Source organism: Klebsiella sp. 2-CIP_Kleb. (genome assembly GCF_050378715.1).
Classification (GTDB): Bacteria; Pseudomonadota; Gammaproteobacteria; order Enterobacterales; family Enterobacteriaceae; genus Klebsiella; species Klebsiella quasipneumoniae.
Window position 1 is genome coordinate 1,053,353 of sequence record NZ_JBNRLG010000001.1, and the last position, 19,157, is coordinate 1,072,509.

Annotated in this window: 19 protein-coding genes and 3 tRNA genes; 6 read left to right on the forward strand and 16 right to left on the reverse strand. The window is 55.7% G+C overall.

The annotated features are described in order from the left end of the window. Positions 1-142: 142 nt before the first annotated feature. Positions 143-1,564, forward strand: a complete 1,422-nt coding sequence (locus tag ACQUTP_RS05240) for an MFS transporter (protein ID WP_017900231.1) — start codon at positions 143-145, stop codon at positions 1,562-1,564. A 37-nt stretch (positions 1,565-1,601) separates the two neighbouring features. On the opposite strand, the gene ACQUTP_RS05245 is transcribed toward ACQUTP_RS05240, so the two are convergent. Beyond that, positions 1,602-2,240: an RpiB/LacA/LacB family sugar-phosphate isomerase gene (locus ACQUTP_RS05245; protein WP_004203450.1), complete on the reverse strand. Its 639-nt coding sequence runs from the start codon at positions 2,238-2,240 to the stop codon at positions 1,602-1,604. Positions 2,241-2,427: 187 nt separating this feature from the next. Here ACQUTP_RS05245 and ACQUTP_RS05250 point away from each other — a divergent pair, with 187 nt between their 5' ends. Beyond that, entirely contained in the window at positions 2,428-2,592 is a 165-nt protein-coding gene (locus ACQUTP_RS05250; protein ID WP_032447041.1) for a hypothetical protein, read from the forward strand. 57 nt (positions 2,593-2,649) lie between these two features. Continuing rightward, positions 2,650-3,147: a non-heme ferritin gene (ftnA, locus tag ACQUTP_RS05255; RefSeq protein ID WP_205437261.1), complete on the forward strand. Its 498-nt coding sequence runs from the start codon at positions 2,650-2,652 to the stop codon at positions 3,145-3,147. A gap of 36 nt (positions 3,148-3,183) precedes the next feature. Here the strand turns inward: ftnA and ACQUTP_RS05260 are convergent, their stop codons facing one another. Then, positions 3,184-3,423 (reverse strand): YecH family metal-binding protein, encoded by a 240-nt coding sequence (locus ACQUTP_RS05260; RefSeq protein WP_004203452.1) that lies wholly within the window; start codon positions 3,421-3,423, stop codon positions 3,184-3,186. Positions 3,424-3,615: 192 nt separating this feature from the next. Between ACQUTP_RS05260 and tyrP the strand changes: the two genes are divergently transcribed. Continuing rightward, positions 3,616-4,827: a tyrosine transporter TyrP gene (tyrP, locus tag ACQUTP_RS05265; RefSeq protein ID WP_004203453.1), complete on the forward strand. Its 1,212-nt coding sequence runs from the start codon at positions 3,616-3,618 to the stop codon at positions 4,825-4,827. 25 nt (positions 4,828-4,852) lie between these two features. On the opposite strand, the gene ACQUTP_RS05270 is transcribed toward tyrP, so the two are convergent. The 8 genes from ACQUTP_RS05270 to uvrY form a co-directional block, all read right to left on the reverse strand. Further along, positions 4,853-5,521, reverse strand: a complete 669-nt coding sequence (locus ACQUTP_RS05270; RefSeq protein ID WP_004203454.1) for a YecA family protein — start codon at positions 5,519-5,521, stop codon at positions 4,853-4,855. A 98-nt stretch (positions 5,522-5,619) separates the two neighbouring features. Beyond that, positions 5,620-6,501: a dihydrodipicolinate synthase family protein gene (locus ACQUTP_RS05275; protein ID WP_285755005.1), complete on the reverse strand. Its 882-nt coding sequence runs from the start codon at positions 6,499-6,501 to the stop codon at positions 5,620-5,622. Between the two features lie 1,499 nt (positions 6,502-8,000). Beyond that, positions 8,001-8,087, reverse strand: a tRNA-Leu gene (locus tag ACQUTP_RS05280). Between the two features lie 13 nt (positions 8,088-8,100). Further along, positions 8,101-8,174 (reverse strand) — tRNA-Cys (locus ACQUTP_RS05285). A 40-nt stretch (positions 8,175-8,214) separates the two neighbouring features. After that, positions 8,215-8,290 (reverse strand) — tRNA-Gly (locus ACQUTP_RS05290). Between the two features lie 150 nt (positions 8,291-8,440). Next, positions 8,441-8,989, reverse strand: a complete 549-nt coding sequence (pgsA, locus tag ACQUTP_RS05295; RefSeq protein WP_004141115.1) for a CDP-diacylglycerol--glycerol-3-phosphate 3-phosphatidyltransferase — start codon at positions 8,987-8,989, stop codon at positions 8,441-8,443. A 57-nt stretch (positions 8,990-9,046) separates the two neighbouring features. Continuing rightward, positions 9,047-10,879 carry an excinuclease ABC subunit UvrC gene (gene uvrC / locus ACQUTP_RS05300; protein WP_004203456.1) on the reverse strand — a complete coding sequence of 611 codons (1,833 nt, stop codon included), beginning with the start codon at positions 10,877-10,879 and terminating at the stop codon, positions 9,047-9,049. Next, positions 10,876-11,532, reverse strand: a complete 657-nt coding sequence (uvrY, locus tag ACQUTP_RS05305) for a UvrY/SirA/GacA family response regulator transcription factor (RefSeq protein WP_002911539.1) — start codon at positions 11,530-11,532, stop codon at positions 10,876-10,878. Before uvrY ends, uvrC begins: the two co-directional genes overlap by 4 nt. A gap of 461 nt (positions 11,533-11,993) precedes the next feature. Here uvrY and ACQUTP_RS05310 point away from each other — a divergent pair, with 461 nt between their 5' ends. Further along, positions 11,994-12,218: a DUF2594 family protein gene (locus ACQUTP_RS05310; protein ID WP_004203457.1), complete on the forward strand. Its 225-nt coding sequence runs from the start codon at positions 11,994-11,996 to the stop codon at positions 12,216-12,218. Between the two features lie 67 nt (positions 12,219-12,285). Here the strand turns inward: ACQUTP_RS05310 and sdiA are convergent, their stop codons facing one another. The 5 genes from sdiA to tcyJ all read right to left on the reverse strand — a co-directional run bounded on the left by sdiA (position 12,286) and on the right by tcyJ (position 16,638). Next, entirely contained in the window at positions 12,286-13,008 is a 723-nt protein-coding gene (sdiA, locus tag ACQUTP_RS05315) for a transcriptional regulator SdiA (protein WP_004203458.1), read from the reverse strand. Positions 13,009-13,322: 314 nt separating this feature from the next. Beyond that, entirely contained in the window at positions 13,323-14,075 is a 753-nt protein-coding gene (tcyN, locus tag ACQUTP_RS05320) for an L-cystine ABC transporter ATP-binding protein TcyN (protein WP_004203465.1), read from the reverse strand. After that, complete coding sequence (gene tcyL, locus ACQUTP_RS05325; protein ID WP_004203466.1) at positions 14,072-14,740, reverse strand: cystine ABC transporter permease; 669 nt, start codon at positions 14,738-14,740, stop codon at positions 14,072-14,074. Before tcyL ends, tcyN begins: the two co-directional genes overlap by 4 nt. 15 nt (positions 14,741-14,755) lie before the next feature. Further along, a complete protein-coding gene (gene dcyD, locus ACQUTP_RS05330) occupies positions 14,756-15,742 on the reverse strand; it encodes a D-cysteine desulfhydrase (RefSeq protein ID WP_428902352.1) in 987 nt (328 codons plus the stop codon). 95 nt (positions 15,743-15,837) lie between these two features. Then, positions 15,838-16,638, reverse strand: a complete 801-nt coding sequence (tcyJ, locus tag ACQUTP_RS05335; RefSeq protein ID WP_004203468.1) for a cystine ABC transporter substrate-binding protein — start codon at positions 16,636-16,638, stop codon at positions 15,838-15,840. A 200-nt stretch (positions 16,639-16,838) separates the two neighbouring features. Here tcyJ and amyA point away from each other — a divergent pair, with 200 nt between their 5' ends. Beyond that, complete coding sequence (gene amyA, locus ACQUTP_RS05340; RefSeq protein WP_004203469.1) at positions 16,839-18,326, forward strand: alpha-amylase; 1,488 nt, start codon at positions 16,839-16,841, stop codon at positions 18,324-18,326. Positions 18,327-18,367: 41 nt separating this feature from the next. Here the strand turns inward: amyA and yedD are convergent, their stop codons facing one another. Beyond that, positions 18,368-18,802: a lipoprotein YedD gene (gene yedD / locus ACQUTP_RS05345; protein ID WP_072140493.1), complete on the reverse strand. Its 435-nt coding sequence runs from the start codon at positions 18,800-18,802 to the stop codon at positions 18,368-18,370. Positions 18,803-19,157 lie beyond the last annotated feature (355 nt).

Consider the following 19,157-nt stretch of genomic DNA (forward strand, 5'->3'; position numbering starts at 1 on the left):
ACTCCTTTTTTCAGGAGCGTAATAGTACCCTAAATCGATAACGATAATAAAACCTGCCGCGGCAGGTTTTTTTCACCACCCGAGTGGCTGGCGGCGCCTCTGCTGCCGCTTTGCCGAGGATCCTCTTGATGGCAGCGACAACATGAACACCGCGATCTCTTCCGGTAACGAACGTGCCTTTTCAGCCCCGGCGCTGCTGGTGGCTGGCGCCTTTTTTATGGAGTTTCTCGACGGGACGGTGATCGCTACCGCCCTGCCCGACATGGCGAGAGATTTTGGCGTCACCGCCGTCGAGCTTAATATCGGCATCAGCGCCTATCTGATAACCCTCGCGGTGCTGATCCCGGCCAGCGGCTGGATCGCCGATCGCTTCGGCGCCCGGGCTATCTTCACCCTCGCTCTGGCCATTTTTACCCTTGCCTCGATCTTTTGCGGCCTCTCCAGCGACGTGCATACCTTTGTCGCCATGCGTATCCTGCAGGGAATTGGCGGCGCGCTGATGGTCCCCGTCGGCCGTCTGGCGGTACTGCGCACCACGCCGAAACACCTGCTGATTAAAGCCATCGCCACCCTCACCTGGCCTGCGCTGGTGGCCCCCATTATCGGCCCGCCTTTGGGAGGCTTTATTACCCGCTACGCCAGCTGGCACTGGATCTTCTTTATCAATGTCCCGCTGGGCGTTGCGGCGATTATCCTGTCGCTGCGCATCATTCCTGATATCCGCGAAACGGAGCGGCGCGCCTTCGATATGACAGGATTTATCACGACCGCGGTGGCGATGGTTAGCCTGGTCACCGCGATGGAACGGCTCGGCGCTCGCCAGCCGGAGATCTGGCCCACGCTGGCCCTCGCGGCGCTGGGCTTCGGCTGTCTGTTATATTCCATTCGTCATTTCCGCCGGGCGGCGGCGCCTATGGTTCGTCTCGACGCCCTGCAGGTGCCGACGTTCCGGGTGACGATGTACGGCGGCTCGCTGTTCCGGGCCTCCATCAGCGCGGTGCCCTTTCTGCTCCCCCTGCTGTTCCAGGTGGGGTTCGGTATGGATCCCTTTCACTCCGGCCTGCTGGTGCTGGCGGTATTTGTCGGCAATTTAACCATTAAACCCGCCACCACGCCGCTGATCCGCTGGCTGGGCTTTCGTCGCCTGCTGTTGATCAACGGCGCGCTGAACGTCTGTTCGCTGCTGGCATGCGCGCTGCTCACGCCGCAAACCCCGGTCTGGGCGATCATGCTGATCCTTTATCTCGGCGGGGTGTTTCGCTCTGTTCAGTTCACGGGCGTGAGCACGCTGGCCTTTGCCGATGTCCCCGCCGCGCAGATGAGCGATGCCAATACCCTGTTCAGTACCGCGTCGCAGCTGGCGGTTGGGCTGGGGATCACGCTTGGGGCGATCGGCATTCGCCTGGGGGAACAGGTCGGCGACTGGCTGCACCTTTCCGCCGTGCCGGGGATCAGCTTTCGCCTGGCATTTGTGTTTATCGCGGTGATCTGTTTGGTGGGGATGATCGACAGCCTGCATCTGGCTAAAACGGCAGGCAGCAGCGTGTCGGCGAAGAAAACCTGAATGATGGAAGGGCCAGCGGCGCTGGCCCTGATAACGATTACCCGACGATCTGACGGACGAACGCTTCGATCGCTTTATCCTGGCAGTTTTCGAAGAAGCATTGCTGGAAGCGAGGGCCAGAGACCGCAGTTTTCACCAGCTCCGGATCGATGGCGCGCAGGGTGTCGAGATAATTTTCTTTGACTACCGCCGCTTTGACCTGGTTGAGGATCCCGGCATTACGCACCTGCGGTTCTTTGCGCTCCGGCGGGTAGCCTTCCCCGTTACGACCGGTAAAGGCTTTTTCAAAGATAAAGCGCACATTCAGCTCGGCGCCCCACCCGAAACCTTTGGCAAACGGCAGCGACAGCGCGTTACCGTTGTTGATCTGGGCAAACAGGAACGCGTCCGCCGGGTCGATACAGTAGCCGCAGACCACGCCAGGATGGATGTTCAGCGACATCAGCGCTCCCTGGCCGGTACCGCAGCCGGTGACCACGAAGTCAACCGCCTTCGAATTCAGCAGGATGCTGGCCATGATCCCGAGGTGAATATAGGTCAGATGATGATCGTTCTCATCGCTCATACCGACGTTAAAGACCGGAAATCCTTTTTCGTCGGCAACCGCGTTAAGCTCCTTGAGGATGATGGCGTTTTTGTTCGCCTGGCTGTTCTCCATCATCAGTGCAATCTTCATGGTTTACTCTCCTGAATGCTGTGCGGGCCTGCCCGCAGAATGTCATTGGCGTTGACTGCACTCTACTACCTGGAAAACAAACTTTCAAATTTTATGAAAAGTTGTTTTAAAAATTACGCAGCGCTTCACACTTTCACCGCCTCTGCCGCTCAGGTTACCGTGTCGCCCCTCATCAGGACCACTCCGCATGGCGCTCCCCACCAGGCAACCCGCAGAGGGCGTCGTTTCGCCTCCGCAAAAAACTAATAATAAATTAAAACCATTCTCATTTATTATTAAATTGCCAATGCGTGTTATTCCCATTAGCATTTTAAATAAATCCTTTTTAAATTTACTTTTTGCAAATAATTAAATAACAAATTATAGTGGCAGCCGATAACATCTATTTTTTAATTCCAGGAGCGCGACGATGCTGAAAACGGAAATGATCGACAAACTGAATGAACAGATGAATCTTGAACTTTATTCTTCTCTTCTTTATCAGCAAATGAGCGCCTGGTGCAGTTACCATAGTTTTGAAGGGGCTGCGGCCTTCCTGCGCCGCCATGCCCAGGAAGAGATGACCCATATGCAGCGCCTGTTCGACTACCTGACCGACACCGGCAGCCTGCCGCGCATCAACGCCATCGCCTCCCCGTTTGCCGAGTATGCGTCACTGGATGAACTGTTCCGCCAGACCTATGAGCACGAGCAGCTGATCACGCAAAAAATTAATGAACTGGCGCACGCGGCTATGATCAGTCAGGATTACCCGACCTTTAATTTCCTGCAGTGGTATGTCGCCGAACAGCATGAAGAAGAGAAATTATTTAAATCGGTAATTGACAAACTGACCCTCGCCGGGAAAAGCGGTGAAGGTCTGTACTTTATCGACAAAGAGCTGGCCACTCTCGATACGCAGAATTAATTGCTCGCGCCGCGACGCTTCTCCGTCGCGGCATTTTTAATGCTGGCAAATCTTATTTTCTGCGGTGGTAAACCCTGTCGCTCTGGCAATAAATTTACCTTTTTGCTCTAAAAACGCCACCAGCTCCGCAGCGCTCAGATTTTCCGCCGAACAGGTGTGAAAGCGCGCCTCTGCGCCAAAGCGACGGTGTATGGCCGCCTCCAGCGAAGCTGCCGTCCAGCACTCCCCCGACGCCAGCATCATCTGCAGCACTTCATGACCATGTATAGAAGACATAACCCCTCCGGAAAAAAACGTCAGCTTAGGCCAGACCGGCGGCCCGCGCCTTGCGCCAGCGCAGGCTTTCGCCCTTTCGAATTCGTAAAGTTTTGATTACACTGCTTGTAACCCTGATTTGACGAAAGACGCAATATCCCCTACTCTGCGCGGCATAAATTATTGTGATTTGCTGTAGGGATAGCGAAAAGCGTGAAGAACCGCACTCTGGGCAGTATTTTAATCGTAGCCGGCACCACAATCGGTGCAGGAATGTTGGCAATGCCATTGGCCGCCGCAGGCGTCGGGTTTACCGTCACGCTGGGTTTACTTTTCACCCTGTGGGCATTGATGTGCTATACCGCCCTTTTGCTGCTGGAAGTCTACCAGCATGTCCCTGCCGATATGGGGCTCGGTTCTCTGGCGGCGCGCTATCTGGGCCGTTACGGACAGTGGATCACCGGGTTGTGCATGCTGTTTCTGTTATACGCCCTCACGGCGGCCTACATCAGTGGCGCCGGCGAATTACTCGCTTCCAGCCTCAACCAGTGGCTGGACTGGCAGCTGCCGCCGGCCGCAGGCGTACTGATCTTCACCCTGCTCGGCGGGGCGGTGGTGTGCATTGGCACCGCGCTGGTCGACCTGTTCAATCGCTTCCTGTTTAGCGCCAAAATCGTCTTCCTGGTGATTATGCTGGCCCTGCTGATGCCGCACATTCATCAGGTGAATCTCCTCACGCTGCCGGTTGAGCAAGGCCTGGCGCTGTCGGCCATTCCGGTGATCTTTACCTCCTTCGGCTTTCACGGCAGCGTGCCGAGCATCGTCAGCTATCTGGGGGGCGATATCCGTAAACTGCGCCGGGTGTTTATTATCGGCAGTTTTATTCCGCTGGTGGCCTATATTTTCTGGCAGCTGGCGACGCTGGGCAGTATCGACGCCCCGGCCTTTACCGCCCTGCTGGCGCAACATGCCGGTCTGAACGGTCTGCTGGAGGCGATCCGCGAAGTGGTAGCGTCACCGCACGTGGAGCTGGCAGTACACCTGTTTGCCGACCTTGCGCTGGCGACCTCCTTCCTCGGCGTCTCGCTCGGGCTGTTTGATTATCTGGCCGATATGTTTCAGCGCAAAAACAACGTCAGCGGGCGTCTGCAGAGCGGGATGATCACCTTTTTGCCGCCGCTGGCGTTCGCCCTGTTCTATCCCCGCGGCTTCGTCATGGCCCTGGGCTACGCCGGGGTGGCGTTGGCCGTTCTGGCCCTGATGTTACCGGCCATGCTGGTCATGAAGAGTCGCCGACTGCATCCGCAGGCCGCCTGGCGGGTGGCCGGCGGCGCCCCGGCGCTGTGGCTGGTCCTGCTGTGCGGGATCGGCATCGTGGCGATCCAGTTCTGCATCGTCGCCGGGCTGTTACCGGCGGTGGGATAAAAGAAGGGGCCAGCCGGCCCCTTTTTCATTTCGCTAAGCAACACTGCTTATACTTTTTACCGCTGCCGCACGGGCAGGGATCGTTACGTCCGACTTTCGTCTCATTTCTTACCGGCTGCGGGACCACCTCCGGCTGCGGATTCGCCATCCAGTACTGGTAAAGCGCCAGCGCCGCCGGGGTGATACGCTCGATACTGGCGATAAATTCATCCGCCGTCAGATTATCCAGCGCGGAAAACTGTTCTTCGCTACCGTGAAGCGCAATCGCCTCCAGCTCAGGCTGAAGTTCAGCGGGCAGCGTCGACCAGTCGCTCAGCGCCACGCCGCGCAGATAGCCAAAACACCACTCTTCAACGATGGTCAGCTCCTGACCTTCCGCTTCGCGGGTGCCGAACAGCGGTTCGAACTGATCGGGATAAGACTCAAGTCGTTCGGCGATATCGCTCATATGCTGCAGCGTCAGATTGACAAAGCGATCGCGCTCGCGGTCGTTGGCCCAGCGTGGCACGTTATCTGCGCCACCCCAGATCGCCAACAGCCACTGGGCGGGTTCAATAGCGGTGGGCGCCGAGAGGATCGCCGTCAGCAGGCCATCCAGTTCAGAGACATCCAGAATAGCGCCTTCGGTGGCGTATTTCGCCAGCGTCTCGTCCAGCCATTCCAGTTCGTTTTCGTTTAAGGGTCCGGTATTCATTCACAGGCTCGCATGGTAAAAATCGGGCCTACAGTAGCCGAAATGCCGGCAGAAAGCCACCCGGCTGCGCCCATTGCGCCTGCGCCGACCCGACACAATCAGGCCAGCCCTTGTAGCGCCGCCGCCACGTCGCGACAGGCCTCCTCCCCTAACGGCAGCAAGGGGCGGGGAAGCGAGTCAGGGTCGCACAATCCCAGGATGGCCGCAGCGGCGGCGATCACCCGCAGGCTGCCGCCGTAGCGGTCAAAGCACCGCCAGAGGGGCGCCAGTTGCTTATTCAGCGCCGCCACCTGTTCCGCGTCGCCGTGACGGATGGCTTTTACCAGCGCCAGTGAGATCTGGGGAAAGAGTCCGCCGCAGACCGAGTACCAGACCTCACAGCCGGCCTGCAAGCCCGCTGTCGCCCGGACGTCACCGCTCACGCCAAGCGTGACGCCGCAAGGCAGATGACGACGCAGCGCCGCCACCCGTTCGCTGGCCTGTGGCGCGGGCAGACCGGGAATTTTAATCGAGGCGATGGCCGGTAAGGCGGCAATGCGCCCCTGCAGCTCATCCGATAACGTCACATGGGTGGTACGGGGATTGTCATACAGGCAAACCGGCACCGAGGCATGCCGGCAGACCTCCTCGTAAAAAGCATAGATCTCCTCCGCAAACAGCGGCTGATAGGACATCATCGGCAGGAGCAATGCATCCGCCCCGGCCTGCTGGGCATCTTCCACCAGCCGCAGCACCTCGCTGGTGGCGATGGCGCCGACGCCGACCATCATCGGGGTCGACCCGGCATGCGCCTTCGCCACCTGCACGACCCGCTTGCGCTGCTCACGACTGAGATAAGCGTAGCTGCCGGTTGAACCTAAGATGCCCAGGGAGTCGACTCCCGCATCGGTAAGACGAGCAAGAATACGAATAAACGCTTTTTCATCGATATTTTGCTTATGCAGCGGCGTTAACGGAAATGCGCAAAGCCCTGTGAACATGATACCTCCGGCAGGCTGGGAGAAGTGTCCGGACGATAGTAGCAGGGAGAGATCGTTTTGTCCTGGGACAAATGAGCGATTGCCGGTGACAATGGAGTGGTTCTCCACTACGTGGCGATCCTATTCGCGATATTGCCGCTGTCAGCCCAGGCATCGATAGCCACCAGTTTCTGCCGAGGATATTCAACGACGCCGTTCCCTGCAGTCGCTATTTTTGCTGCATTGCCAATCTTAAATCAATTTGCCATAAGACCGCATGATTGATGTTGTTATATATAAGCAGCAATTAAATAAGGTACCACTACGGCTTCAAATGGATAAAAAATGGCAGATGACAACCAGGAAAAATATCTAAAAATATGATTAATAAAGTCAACGTATAAAATATTACTGGGTCGACCTGGAGATCCTGACGGTCCTGAAAACTATTATCACGCAACTTCTGACAAGCCGCTTGCAGAATCAGCGCAACTTCTTAACGCATCGCTGATAAACAGTGACGAGTTCATGGGATTAACAACATCCAGAATGGCATTCGAGAATATGTGTCTCCCGCCACATTGTGTATCAGGGACGGAGACTCAAGAGCGGTTGGCTGTAAAGCACATTGTGTCGCCAGGAAGCCATTGTTTAACATCGCGGACACTGAAAAAATTCAATCTGAAAACACCTCTCTGCCTTTTGACTGGATTTTTTCCTGCCCCGCGATGGTCATCGATTGCCTGTGGGACGATTTTCACCCATCGCGATCCCTCGAACCGTTTAGGCGTATTACGTCCGGGCAGTAAAGAGGTTCAGGAACATATTAAAAAGCGCGGATGGCAAGCTTTTTGTCATTTGCTGCAGAGAAGAGATCAATCTTGTAAAGGTGCCCCCGGCATTAGTCGCCGAACTTGCTCAGCATACGACGAACTTCTATCTGTTAGCTTTTTCACTGCGGAAACCCTCTCATATTCAACTGGAGAGCATCGCTCCTGGGGACAATTATTCGCTATATCGTTTTACCCCGGAGTCTGAAGAAATATTTACCGGCAAATTCCCCTCGCTTACGGATGAGATGGTATTTATATCGACAGTACTTTCTTTCAACCTCGAACTATAGAGACGGTTTCAACGCCGGTCCGCTGTCTCGTCTTGTACCCACTCGCTTCCTCCCTGCTGGCCTGGGGGAGCGAGATCGTCCCGAACGCCTTATCACCCACCCGTTAAGCCGATTAACCACCGCGACTCGGACCTGCTTCGCTACGGTAAGCCTTTACGCCAGAAGTCTGTGCCGGTCACAGACCTTGACTTCAAGCTTCTCCTTGCCCGGAGTCAGAACGCCATCCCGTATCATCAGGCGCAGGCTTAGCCAGTGACAATAATTCGGGTGTAGCGCAAGATGGACAAGAGAAACAGGATGACATGTCGTGATGAAGAGGGATTTAAAAACAAAAAAACCACCCGTAGGTGGTTTCACGACACTGCTTATTGCTTTGATTATTCTGCTTTTATCCCAATGGTACCCGGAGTGGGACTTGAACCCACACAGCGCGAACGCCGAGGGATTTTAAATCCCTTGTGTCTACCGATTCCACCATCCGGGCTCGGGATATAAAGTGGAGGCGCGTTCCGGAGTCGAACCGGACTAGACGGATTTGCAATCCGCTACATAACCGCTTTGCTAACGCGCCTTTGATACTGAAGCACCCGCCTATGCCGATGCTATTAATTTGGAGCGGGAAACGAGACTCGAACTCGCGACCCCGACCTTGGCAAGGTCGTGCTCTACCAACTGAGCTATTCCCGCATCATCAAGTTATTTGCTAATCACTTGATTTTGTTATCGTCTGGAAGACTGTGCCGCCGTTCGATGCGTTGCATTCTACTTATCTCTCGCGGTGAGTCAACGGTATTTTTCGCAACTTTGCATCGTTTGCTGAAAATAACGGCGAAACGATCACTGATCAAGCAAATCGCCGCGCGCCGCGTTCAAATATTGCAGCATCGACCACAACGTCAGCACCGCCGCCACGAGGAAAAGCGCGATCCCTGCCCATTCCACCCACGGATAAGGACGCCACAGCATCCACACCAGGGCGGTCATCTGCGCGGTGGTTTTTACTTTGCCAATCCACGAGACCGCCACGCTGCTGCGTTTTCCCAACTCCGCCATCCACTCGCGCAGCGCGGAGATAATAATTTCCCGGGCAATCATCGTCGCCGCCGGCAGCGTAACCCACCAGGTGTGATAGTGCTCAGCGACCAGCACCATGGCGATAGCCACCATGACTTTATCGGCCACCGGATCGAGGAAGGCGCCGAACCGGGTACTCTGGTTCCAGCGACGGGCGAGGAAACCATCAAACCAGTCGGTCACAGCGGCAACAAAGAAAATCAGCGCACAGGCAAACGGCGCCCAGCTAAAGGGCAGATAAAACGCCAGCACAAAGAACGGGATCAGGATGACGCGGAACAGAGTAAGCAACGTAGGGATATTAAATTGCATAGTGACGGGTAACTATCTGTTGTAAGTAAAAATTAGCCCTATGTTGCTACAGAGCCCCTAATGTTTCAACGAGTAGAAGATCTTTTCTGCCAGAGCGTGAGAGATGCCCGGTACTTTGGCAATTTCTTCGACGCTGGCCTGCTGCAGCCCCTGCAGTCCCCCCATGTACTTCAGCAGCATCTGGCGACGCTTCGGCCCCACCCCCTCGATAGTCTCAAGCGAGCTGGTGTTCTTCACTTTCGCCCGTTTTTTGCGATGGCCGGAGATTGCATGATCATGCGATTCATCGCGGATATGCTGGATCACGTGCAGAGCCGGCGAATCCGGCGGCAGGCTAAACCCCTCGCCTTCCGGCTCAAAGAATAACGTTTCCAGGCCGGCTTTACGATCGCTACCTTTCGCCACGCCCAGCAGCAGCGGATGATGTTTATCCCAGGGGACGTCCAGCTCCGCAAACACCGCTTTCGCCTGCGCCAGCTGCCCCTTGCCGCCGTCTATCAGGATCACATCCGGAATCTTGTTGTCATCAATCGCTTTGCCATAGCGACGGCGCAGGACCTGATTCATCGCCGCGTAGTCATCGCCCGGGGTGATGCCGGCGATATTATATCGCCGGTACTCCGCGCGCAGCGGACCATTGCTGTCAAATACCACGCAGGAGGCGACGGTCTGTTCGCCCATGGTGTGGCTGATATCAAAGCACTCCATCCGCTTCACCGCCGGCAGCTCCAGCACGGAGGCCAGCGCCTGCAGACGCTGATGAATGGTCGATTGCTGAGACAATTTGGTGGTTAACGCCGTCGCGGCATTGGTGCGCGCCAGCTTAAGATAACGCGCCCGGTCGCCGCGCGGCCTGGTCTGCACATGGATTCGACGCCCCGCCAGTTCTGACAGCGACTCGGCCAGCAGCGTCTTATCTCCGAGGTTAAAGTCGAGCAAAATTTCCCCCGGCAGCGTGCGCATCTGGCTGCCCTGCAGATAGAACTGGCCGACAAAGGTCTCGACGACCTCGCCCAGCTCGGTACCGCCCGGCACTTTCGGGAAGTAGCTGCGGCTGCCCAGTACTTTACCCTGGCGGATAAACAGTACATGGACGCAAGCCATGCCGGCATCGAAGGCAACCCCGATCACGTCAAGATCGTCGCCGGTGTTAGAGACAAACTGTTTCTCCGTCACGCGGCGGACGGCCTGAATCTGGTCGCGAATGCGCGCCGCCTCTTCAAACTCAAGGTTCTGGCTCGCCTTCTCCATCCGCGCGATGAGCTGAGTCAGCACCTGGTCATCTTTGCCGGCAAGAAACAGCCGCACATACTCCACCTGCTGAGCATACTCGTCTTCACTGACCAGCCCCGCCACGCACGGCCCGAGGCAGCGGCCAATCTGATACTGTAGACAGGGACGGGAGCGATTGCGGTAGACGCTGTTTTCACACTGACGGATGGGAAAGATCTTCTGCAGCAGCGCCAGGGTCTCGCGCACGGCATAGCCGTTGGGAAAAGGACCAAAATACTCGCCCTTCGCATGTTTGGCGCCACGATGCATCGCCAGACGCGGATGGGTATCGCCACTGAGGAAAATAAAAGGATACGACTTATCGTCGCGCAACAGCACGTTGTACCGCGGCTGGTACAGCTTGATATAGTTGTGCTCAAGCAGCAGCGCTTCCGTCTCGGTATGGGTGACGGTCACGTCGATTTGCGCGATCAGCGCCACCAGCGCTTCCGTTTTACGCGACGCGAGGTTGCTGCGGAAGTAGCTGCTGAGCCGCTTTTTCAAATCTTTGGCTTTGCCAACATAGATGACGGTTCCGCCAGCATCATACATCCGATACACACCGGGCTGGCTAGTTACCGTTTTCAGGAAAGCTTTTGCGTCAAAAACATCACTCACTGGCTTGCTAACGACTCCGCATTACACAGGCCATGGCGAATTGCCAGGTGGGTCAGCTCGACATCGCCATGAATGTTCAATTTGCTGAACATCCGATAGCGATAGCTGTTAACCGTTTTAGGACTCAGATTCAGCTGCTCTGAGATCTCATTCACCTTCTGACCTTTGGTGATCATCAGCATAATCTGCAATTCGCGTTCAGACAAACTGGCAAACGGCGATTCTGTTTTTTCCGGTTCAATCTGACTTAACGCCATTTGCTGAGCAATATCAGAGGCAATATAACGTTGCCCTGACGCGACGCAGCGAATCGCATTCACCACTTCCTGTGGCGCGGCGCCCTTACTGAGATAGCCTGCCGCCCCCGCCTGCATGACCTTGGCAGGTAAGGGATTCTCAGTATGCACGGTCAACATGATCACTTTCGTGCCCGCTACCGAGCGCGCAATTTTGCGCGTCGCTTCCAGACCCCCGATCCCGGGCATGTTCATGTCCATCAGGACGACATCGGCGGAATTAGCCCGGCACCACTTGACGGCGTCTTCGCCGCAGCAGGCTTCGCCAGCGACTTTAATCCCTTTTATATCTTCCAGAATGCGTCGTATCCCTGCGCGCACCAGTTCGTGGTCATCAACAAGAAGAACGTTGATCAAAGGAATAATCTCCAGAATGAGGGATAACGCTACTGATACTTTATCTCCCACATATTACCGGGTTTTATTGCTATTTTAAAAGGCAAAAAAATGCCCTCGCCTCGATTTGGCTCTCATTTATGGCAATGTCTGTGCACACTCAGTGGAAAGTCATTGCGAACAGTCGGTTGCACGAGTCTTATTTTTTAACAATCCCCATACAGAAGGCACAAAAAACACAACAGATTACGTAGCGCATAAATACGAAGCTAAATATGTAACAATTATTAACGTACTAAATAGATAGTGGCAATTATTGGCCTGACGATGGCTATTACGTCTTATCTGAAGCATAAAACCATTCACAGCTCAGATGAGAGAACAGAAATTAAGCACTCCTTTTTTTTCTGTCGCTTGTGGTATACTGCGCGGCCTTCACATTGAGTAGAGCGCAATAGCGCAGCGAGTAAACGAGGATATCGATGAGCACACCAGATTTTTCCACTGCAGAAAATAATCAGGAACTGGCGCAGGAAGTCTCCTGCCTGAAAGCGATGATGACGCTGATGCTGCAGGCGATGGGCCAGGCAGATGCGGGTCGCGTGATTATTAAAATGGAAAAGCAGATCGCGCAGATGGAAGATGAGGCTCAGGCCGCCGTATTCTCCAGCACCGTTAAGCAAATTAAACAAGCTTATCGGCAGTAATCCTGTACCGGCTGAAAGTATGACTGACAGCCGGTATCACGTCTGGCACGCAGAACGGCAGGCGCCTTCAGATTAACCCTGTCGCCACAGCGTAACAGGCAATTTGCGTTTTATTCGGCGCGTTAAATTTCCGTTGCATATTCTTCTGATGGAAATTGACCGTATTTTCCGAAATCGAGAGAATCATCGCCACCTCCGCAGAGGTCTTTCCTTCCGCGGTCCATTTGAGGATCTCCAGTTCGCGCCGGCTGAATTTCATCTCCGGCGGCATCACCATCTCATCTTCAAGACGCAAGAGCGTCAGCAGGCTCAGCTCCGTCAGCGTTCGCAAGCGCAGCTCCAGCTCATCTTCAGCATAAGCGTTCGGCAAACGGTTGTTCGCGGAGACGGAGAGAAAACCCTGAGCATGATTCGGCAACGTCAGGCACTGTGTCACCCCTTTTTGCAGACCATGGTCGCGCGCGCCGTCCCATAACGCCTGCGCATCGCGAAACAGCCCATCCTCCCACGGCAGATGGCCACGCATAAAATTCTCCGGGCGTAATACGGGATCTATGGCGAAATAATTCTCTGCCTGGTAATGAGACATCCATGCGCGGGGATAGGTCGACTGAAACGTGACGCGGGGGCGGGTGAAAGGCACCGGGTGACGCACACAAAGCGTATAGAAATCATATTCCAGCGTTTCTGTTTCTCGTTGCAGGAGATTATAAACCTCCTGAGCGGCGGCCATGGACTGAAATTGATGCAGCATATCCCGCCGCCAGCTGAAAAAATCATTGTCCCTCATAGCTGTGCAAATAACTCCTGATTGATAATCATTATTATAAATACAGAAAACTAACACATAAATCTTATTTATATGTATAAAATATCGTAGCTGTCGCATTTATTAGCCTGAAGACTTGCCTTTTCCCAGTTCGCTGCGCTGAAACTAAGGCCCCTCCCTTCATTTTCTACACCCTACAAGGGGGGATGGGAAGCGGTGTATACGGCCAGGGGAGTAAATAGCACAAAGACGTGACGATGGGGTGTTACCCCAGCGTGGAATTGGGCTCATTGCGGCGGCTCACACGAAGGCGAGCCGCCGCGCCTGCGCCTGCTCTATTGCATCAGGAATTTTTCGAGGAACTGGCGGGTACGCGGCTGCTGAGGCGAGGCGAACAGCGCTTTGGCCTCGCCTTGTTCAACGATGCGTCCCTGATCCATAAAAATCGCCCGATCGGCAACGTCGCGAGCGAAGCTCATTTCATGGGTCACGATAACCATGGTACGTTTCTCCTGCGCCAGCTGGCGGATGGTATTGAGCACCTCCCCTACCAGCTCGGGATCGAGAGCCGAGGTCGGTTCATCAAACAGGATCACGTCCGGACGCATGGCCAGCGCGCGGGCAATGGCGACCCGCTGCTGCTGCCCGCCAGAGAGGCGGCGCGGATAGCTGTTCTCTTTGCCGCTGAGGCCCACTTTCGCCAGCAGATCGCGCGCCCGCGCCATCGACTCCTGCTTGTCTTCACCTTTTACGATGACCGGCCCTTCAATGATGTTCTCCAGCACCGTCCGGTGGGGAAACAGGTTGAAGTTCTGGAAGACAAAGCCAACGTGCTGGCGCAGCCGACGGATAAGCCCTTTTTGCGGCCCGAGGCTGCGACCAGCGTCTATCGTCACATCGCCGACGCGGATAGTGCCGCTCTCCGGTTGCTCCAGCAGATTAATGCTGCGCAGCAGGGTGGTTTTACCCGAGCCGCTGGGGCCGATGATTGCCACCACTTCGCCTTCCTGCACCTCGAGGTCGATACCGTGGAGCACCGTCTGGCCATGGAATTTTTTCACCAGGCTTTTTACTTCAATCGCACTCATTTCGGATCACGCTCCTGGCGGTTCAGCTGGTTTTCAAAATAGTTCTGCAGCGAGGAGAGTACCGTCGCCATCACCCAGTAGATCAGAGAGGCGGCCAGATACATGGTGAAGACCTCCAGCGTACGCGAGGTGATAAGCTGCGCCTGACGGAACAGCTCCGGCACCTGGATCGTCGCCGCCAGCGAGGTATCTTTTACCAGGCTGATAAAACTGTTAGAGAGCGGCGGCAAAGCGACCCGCGCCGCCTGGGGTAAAATAGCCCGACGCATCGTCTGCCAGGGGGTCATACCGATACTGGCCGCCGCTTCCCATTGCCCTTTGTCAATCGAGGCGATGGCCGCGCGCAGGGTTTCCGCCGCGTAGGCCGCCGTGTTCAGCGATAAGCCGATCATCGCCGCCGGGATCGGGTCAAGCTCAATGCCAAACTGCGGCAAACCGTAGTAGATCATAAACAGCTGAGCGATAAGCGGTGTCCCGCGAAAAATGGAGATATACATGCGCGCCAGCCATTTTACCGGCCAGAGGGTCGACATGCGCATCAGCGCCAGGATAAAGCCCAGCACCAGGCCGAAAAACATCCCGCCAATGCTCAGCTGCAGCGTAAAGACGGCGCCTTTCAGCAGAAAAGGCGCAGAATCGATGACCAGTTGAATACTTTCTTGCATGCTGTGGTTTCTGTATTAGAGGTGAGGATGATAGGCAAACAGCGCCGGCGCTCCGCCGGTATGGACGAACAAAATCGGCCCTTCATCCTTAAAGCGTTTCTGCGTAATGCCATCGATAAGTCCGGCCATCGCTTTGCCGGTATAAACCGGGTCGAGCAAAATACCTTCCAGTTGCGCCAGCAGCTTCACGGCGGCCATTCCTTCCTCATTTGGCGTCCCGTAGCCTGGGGCAAAGTAATCGTCCCACAGGATGATGTCGGCTTTCGCCTGCAGCTCAAGGCTGTTGGCCACGGCCTGCTGCAGCGCTACCACTTTCGGCAGCTGGTCGGCAACCGCGCGCGACACCGTCACCCCAATCAGTTCCGCCTGCGGCATCAGCTGTTCAAGGCCGACCGCCAGTCCGGCATGGGTGCCGGCGCTCCCGGAGGCCACCACCACCGACGAAATCTCCACCGCGTCTTCGCACTGCTGGGCGATTTCCAGCGCGCTTTCCACATAGCCTAGCGCCCCAAGGGCGTTTGAACCGCCGACCGGAATGACATACGGGCGGTACCCCTGCGCTTCGATACGGGTCGCCAGCTCGTCGAGCTGCGCAGCGGGATCGGTCAGGGCATCGCACATCTCAACCTGGGTATTAAACAGATCCAGCAGCAGGCGGTTGCCATTGCTCAGATAATTCTCCGCACGGGTGCCGATGGGATTTTCCAGCAGCGCCACGCAGTGCAGGCCCAGTTTGGCGGCGACCGCCGCCGTCTGGCGCACATGGTTTGACTGGATCGCGCCGGCGGTAATTAAAGTATCCGCCCCTTCGCGCAGCGCATCGGCGGCGAGAAACTCCAGCTTGCGCAGTTTGTTTCCCCCCATCGCCAGCGGCGTCGTATCATCATGTTTGATAAAAATTTCGCGCCCGAGGTGATCGGACAGACGCGGCAGATACTCCAGCGGCGTCGGCGCGCCGATCAATTCCAGACGCGGAAAGCGGGTTAAATTTTGCAGTGACATGGCCCCTCCTGACTCAGTTATGCTTCATTATGCACACAGTTACGCGCTAAATAAAAAAAGGCGCTTCCAGGAGCGCCTTTTTTCACCGCTGGCCTTTATTTTGTCACGTCAGCGCCAAACCATTTCTCTGACAGGGCCTTCAGGCTGCCATCTTTCTGCATATCCGCGATCGCGCCATCTACCGCTTTCAGCAGGTCATCGTTGCCTTTGCGCAGTGCAACGCCAGCTTCCTGACGGGAGAACGCTTCGCCGGTTACCGCCAGCGTGTTGTTAGTTTTCTTCACCAGATCCAGCGCCGCCAGACGGTCAACCAGAATCGCGTCAATACGGCCTACGCGCAGATCCTGGTATTTGGTCGGATCGTCATCATAGGTGCGGACATCCACGCCCTGGACGTTCTGACGCAGCCACTCTTCATAGTTAGTGCCCAGCCCGACGCCCACTTTCTTGCCTTTCAGATCCGCCGCGGTTTTAATCGCGCCTTCGTTGCCTTTCTTCACCAGCGCCTGCACACCGGAGATCGTGTACGGGGTGGAGAAATCGTATTTTTTCTTACGTTCATCAGAGATAGTGACCTGGTTAATCACCACGTCAATGCGCTTGGAATCCAGCGAGGCCAGCATACCGTCCCACTTGGTCGGTTTGAGGTCAGCCTTCACGCCCAGATGTTTCGCCAGCTCGTTGGCGAACTCCACTTCAAAGCCGGTCAGCTTACCGTCATCGCCCTGGAAGCTAAAAGGAGGATAGGTGCCTTCGAGGCCCACGCGCAGGGTGCCGCGCTCTTTAATCTGATTGAGCAGGTTTTCCGCCGCAAAAGTTTTCACGCTAACGCCAGCCATCAAAACAACGGCCATCGCGCCCATCAGCGCCTGACGACCCAGAAGTGCTAATTTCATAGATACCCCGAAGGTTAGGATTTTCCTGTAGTGTAAAGCGCTTAACGGCCCGACACCAACATCGTTACGCTACATCTTATGCAAATTTATTATATATGATCCGCTTTAGGGTATAGCGAAATTCAGGGCTTTCCTCACCCGTTTTGCGGGATATCTCCCATACTGCAAAGGTCAGCCTGTTGACGTCTGGAGCATGGAAGATGAAAAACCCCACCTTGTTGCAATGTTTTCACTGGTACTACCCCGCCGGCGGCGAACTGTGGCGTGAAGTCGAAGCGCTGGCCCCCAGTCTTAACGAAATCGGCATCAATATGGTCTGGTTGCCCCCCGCCTACAAAGGCGCCTCGGGCGGCTATTCCGTCGGCTATGACACCTACGATCTCTTCGACCTCGGCGAGTTTGATCAAAAGGGCTCTGTCGCCACCAAATATGGCGATAAGACCCAGCTGCTGGCGGCAATCAACGCCCTGAAGGAGCACGACATCGCCGTGCTGCTGGACGTGGTGGTGAACCATAAAATGGGCGCCGATGAAAAAGAGGCCCTGCGCGTGCAGCGCGTCGATGAGCAGGATCGCACGCAAATTGACGAGACGATTATCGAGTGCGAGGCATGGACTCGCTATACCTTCCCGGTGCGCGCCGGGCAGTATTCGCAGTTTGTCTGGGACTACAAGTGCTTTAGCGGCATTGACCACATCGAGAATCCGACAGAAGACGGTGTATTTAAAATCGTCAACGACTACACCGGCGAAGGCTGGAATGAACAGGTCGATGACGAGCTTGGCAACTTCGACTACCTGATGGGCGCCAATATCGATTTTCGTAATCACGCCGTCACCGAAGAGATTAAATACTGGGCGCGCTGGGTGATGGAGCAAACCGGTTGCGACGGTTTTCGTCTTGACGCTGTGAAGCATATCCCCGCATGGTTTTACAAAGCGTGGATCGAGCATGTTCAGGAGGTAGCCCCGCAGCCGCTGTTTATTGTTGCGGAATACTGGTCCCATGAAGTGGAAAAGCTCCAGCAGTATATCGATCTGGTCGAGGGCAAGACGATGCTGTTCGACGCCCCGCTGCAGATGAAATTTCATGAAGCGTCCCGCCAGGGGCGCGATTACGACATGAGCCAGATTTTCAGCGGGACGCTGGTGGAAGCCGACCCCTTCCATGCCGTCACCCTGGTCACCAACCATGATACCCAGCCGCTGCAGGCGCTCGAGGCGCCTGTTGAGCCATGGTTTAAACCGCTGGCCTATGCGCTGATCCTGTTGCGTGAAAATGGCGTACCCTCGGTCTTCTATGCCGATCTCTTCGGCGCCTCCTATGAGGATACCGGCGGCGACGGACAAACCTACGCCATAGAAATGCCCGTTATCGAACAACTCCACGAGCTGATCGACGCCCGACAGCGTTTTGCCCACGGCGTGCAGACTCTCTGGTTCGATCACCCCAACTGCATTGCCTTCAGCCGCAGCGGCACGGACGAGGATCCCGGCTGCGTGGTGGTGATGTCCAATGGTGATGAGGGAGAAAAGACCCTGACGCTGGGCGAGAATTATGGCAACAAACGCTGGCGGGATTTCCTGGGCAATCGGGAAGAGATTGTCGAAACCGACGGCGAAGGCTGCGCCACCTTTACCTGTAACGGAGGAAGCGTCAGCGTGTGGGTGCTGGAGGCGGTGCTGTAGTCATCTGACGCCGGACGGGCCAGCGGTGGCCCGCCGGAATCTTAGTGCGCGGTGGTCGGCGCGCTGACTGGAGCGGTGGCACGCGCTTTAGCCCACGCTTTCTCGCACTCCGGGGTGAGACGTTCAACGCGGGTCAACGTCATACGATCGTAGGAAAGGGTGTTGCCCTCGCGCTCGATCGGGTAGATATCCAGGGAAGCGGTCACGTTGTAGATATCGCTATCGCGGTTCATCAGTTTCCCCGGCTGGGCGATCACGCGCTGCCACTGGCGGCAGTCGAAGGTGTCCCCATCTTTGGTGACGATCAGGCTGGCGATGGCGTCCGGACTCATCATCTCACTCTGCGGCCCTTTCGTCTGCCAGTAGCCTTCCAGGCCTGCCGGCGCGGGGGCTTTAACAACGTCTTCGTAACGATCAACCTGCACGCATCCGGCCAGCGCCACCACCATGCCAGCAAAAACTAACTGTTTCATCATTCATCCCACAAGCTGATAAAAAAGTATTGTGGCATTAAAGCGTTAAGCCTTCCACCCCCGCTGCGGGCGGAGAAGCCGGGTAAAACACGGCCAGGCATCGGACCTTCATATGAAATAAGGAAATTCTGAAAGTAAAAGAATCTTTGGCGCCTAACCATAGCAGCCACGGGCACTTTTTGTTTTTAATTCGCTCACACTACCGGTTCTCGACTTTACTTTAAGAGTTTTCCTGGCAAATTATATGCAGAGATGCGGAATAGTTTAATGGAACTAATGGGTTCTTTCTTAAACCTACTATTATTACCGCCCGCAAGGACTGCTTCGCACAGCCAGTGCGAAGTGTATATCGTTACGT

Excerpts from the sequence above, each read along its gene's own strand:
- ACQUTP_RS05240 (WP_017900231.1), top strand. The coding sequence starts at position 143 with ATGAACACCGCGATCTCTTCCGGTAACGAACGTGCCTTTTCAGCCCCG.
- ACQUTP_RS05245 (WP_004203450.1), bottom strand. The coding sequence starts at position 2,240 with ATGAAGATTGCACTGATGATGGAGAACAGCCAGGCGAACAAAAACGCC.
- ACQUTP_RS05250 (WP_032447041.1), top strand. The coding sequence starts at position 2,428 with ATGGCGCTCCCCACCAGGCAACCCGCAGAGGGCGTCGTTTCGCCTCCG.
- ftnA (WP_205437261.1), top strand. The coding sequence starts at position 2,650 with ATGCTGAAAACGGAAATGATCGACAAACTGAATGAACAGATGAATCTT.
- ACQUTP_RS05260 (WP_004203452.1), bottom strand. The coding sequence starts at position 3,423 with ATGTCTTCTATACATGGTCATGAAGTGCTGCAGATGATGCTGGCGTCG.
- ACQUTP_RS05270 (WP_004203454.1), bottom strand. The coding sequence starts at position 5,521 with ATGAATACCGGACCCTTAAACGAAAACGAACTGGAATGGCTGGACGAG.
- ACQUTP_RS05275 (WP_285755005.1), bottom strand. The coding sequence starts at position 6,501 with ATGTTCACAGGGCTTTGCGCATTTCCGTTAACGCCGCTGCATAAGCAA.
- pgsA (WP_004141115.1), bottom strand. The coding sequence starts at position 8,989 with ATGCAATTTAATATCCCTACGTTGCTTACTCTGTTCCGCGTCATCCTG.
- ACQUTP_RS05310 (WP_004203457.1), top strand. The coding sequence starts at position 11,994 with ATGAGCACACCAGATTTTTCCACTGCAGAAAATAATCAGGAACTGGCG.
- sdiA (WP_004203458.1), bottom strand. The coding sequence starts at position 13,008 with ATGAGGGACAATGATTTTTTCAGCTGGCGGCGGGATATGCTGCATCAA.
- tcyN (WP_004203465.1), bottom strand. The coding sequence starts at position 14,075 with ATGAGTGCGATTGAAGTAAAAAGCCTGGTGAAAAAATTCCATGGCCAG.
- tcyL (WP_004203466.1), bottom strand. The coding sequence starts at position 14,740 with ATGCAAGAAAGTATTCAACTGGTCATCGATTCTGCGCCTTTTCTGCTG.
- dcyD (WP_428902352.1), bottom strand. The coding sequence starts at position 15,742 with ATGTCACTGCAAAATTTAACCCGCTTTCCGCGTCTGGAATTGATCGGC.
- tcyJ (WP_004203468.1), bottom strand. The coding sequence starts at position 16,638 with ATGAAATTAGCACTTCTGGGTCGTCAGGCGCTGATGGGCGCGATGGCC.
- amyA (WP_004203469.1), top strand. The coding sequence starts at position 16,839 with ATGAAAAACCCCACCTTGTTGCAATGTTTTCACTGGTACTACCCCGCC.
- yedD (WP_072140493.1), bottom strand. The coding sequence starts at position 18,802 with ATGATGAAACAGTTAGTTTTTGCTGGCATGGTGGTGGCGCTGGCCGGA.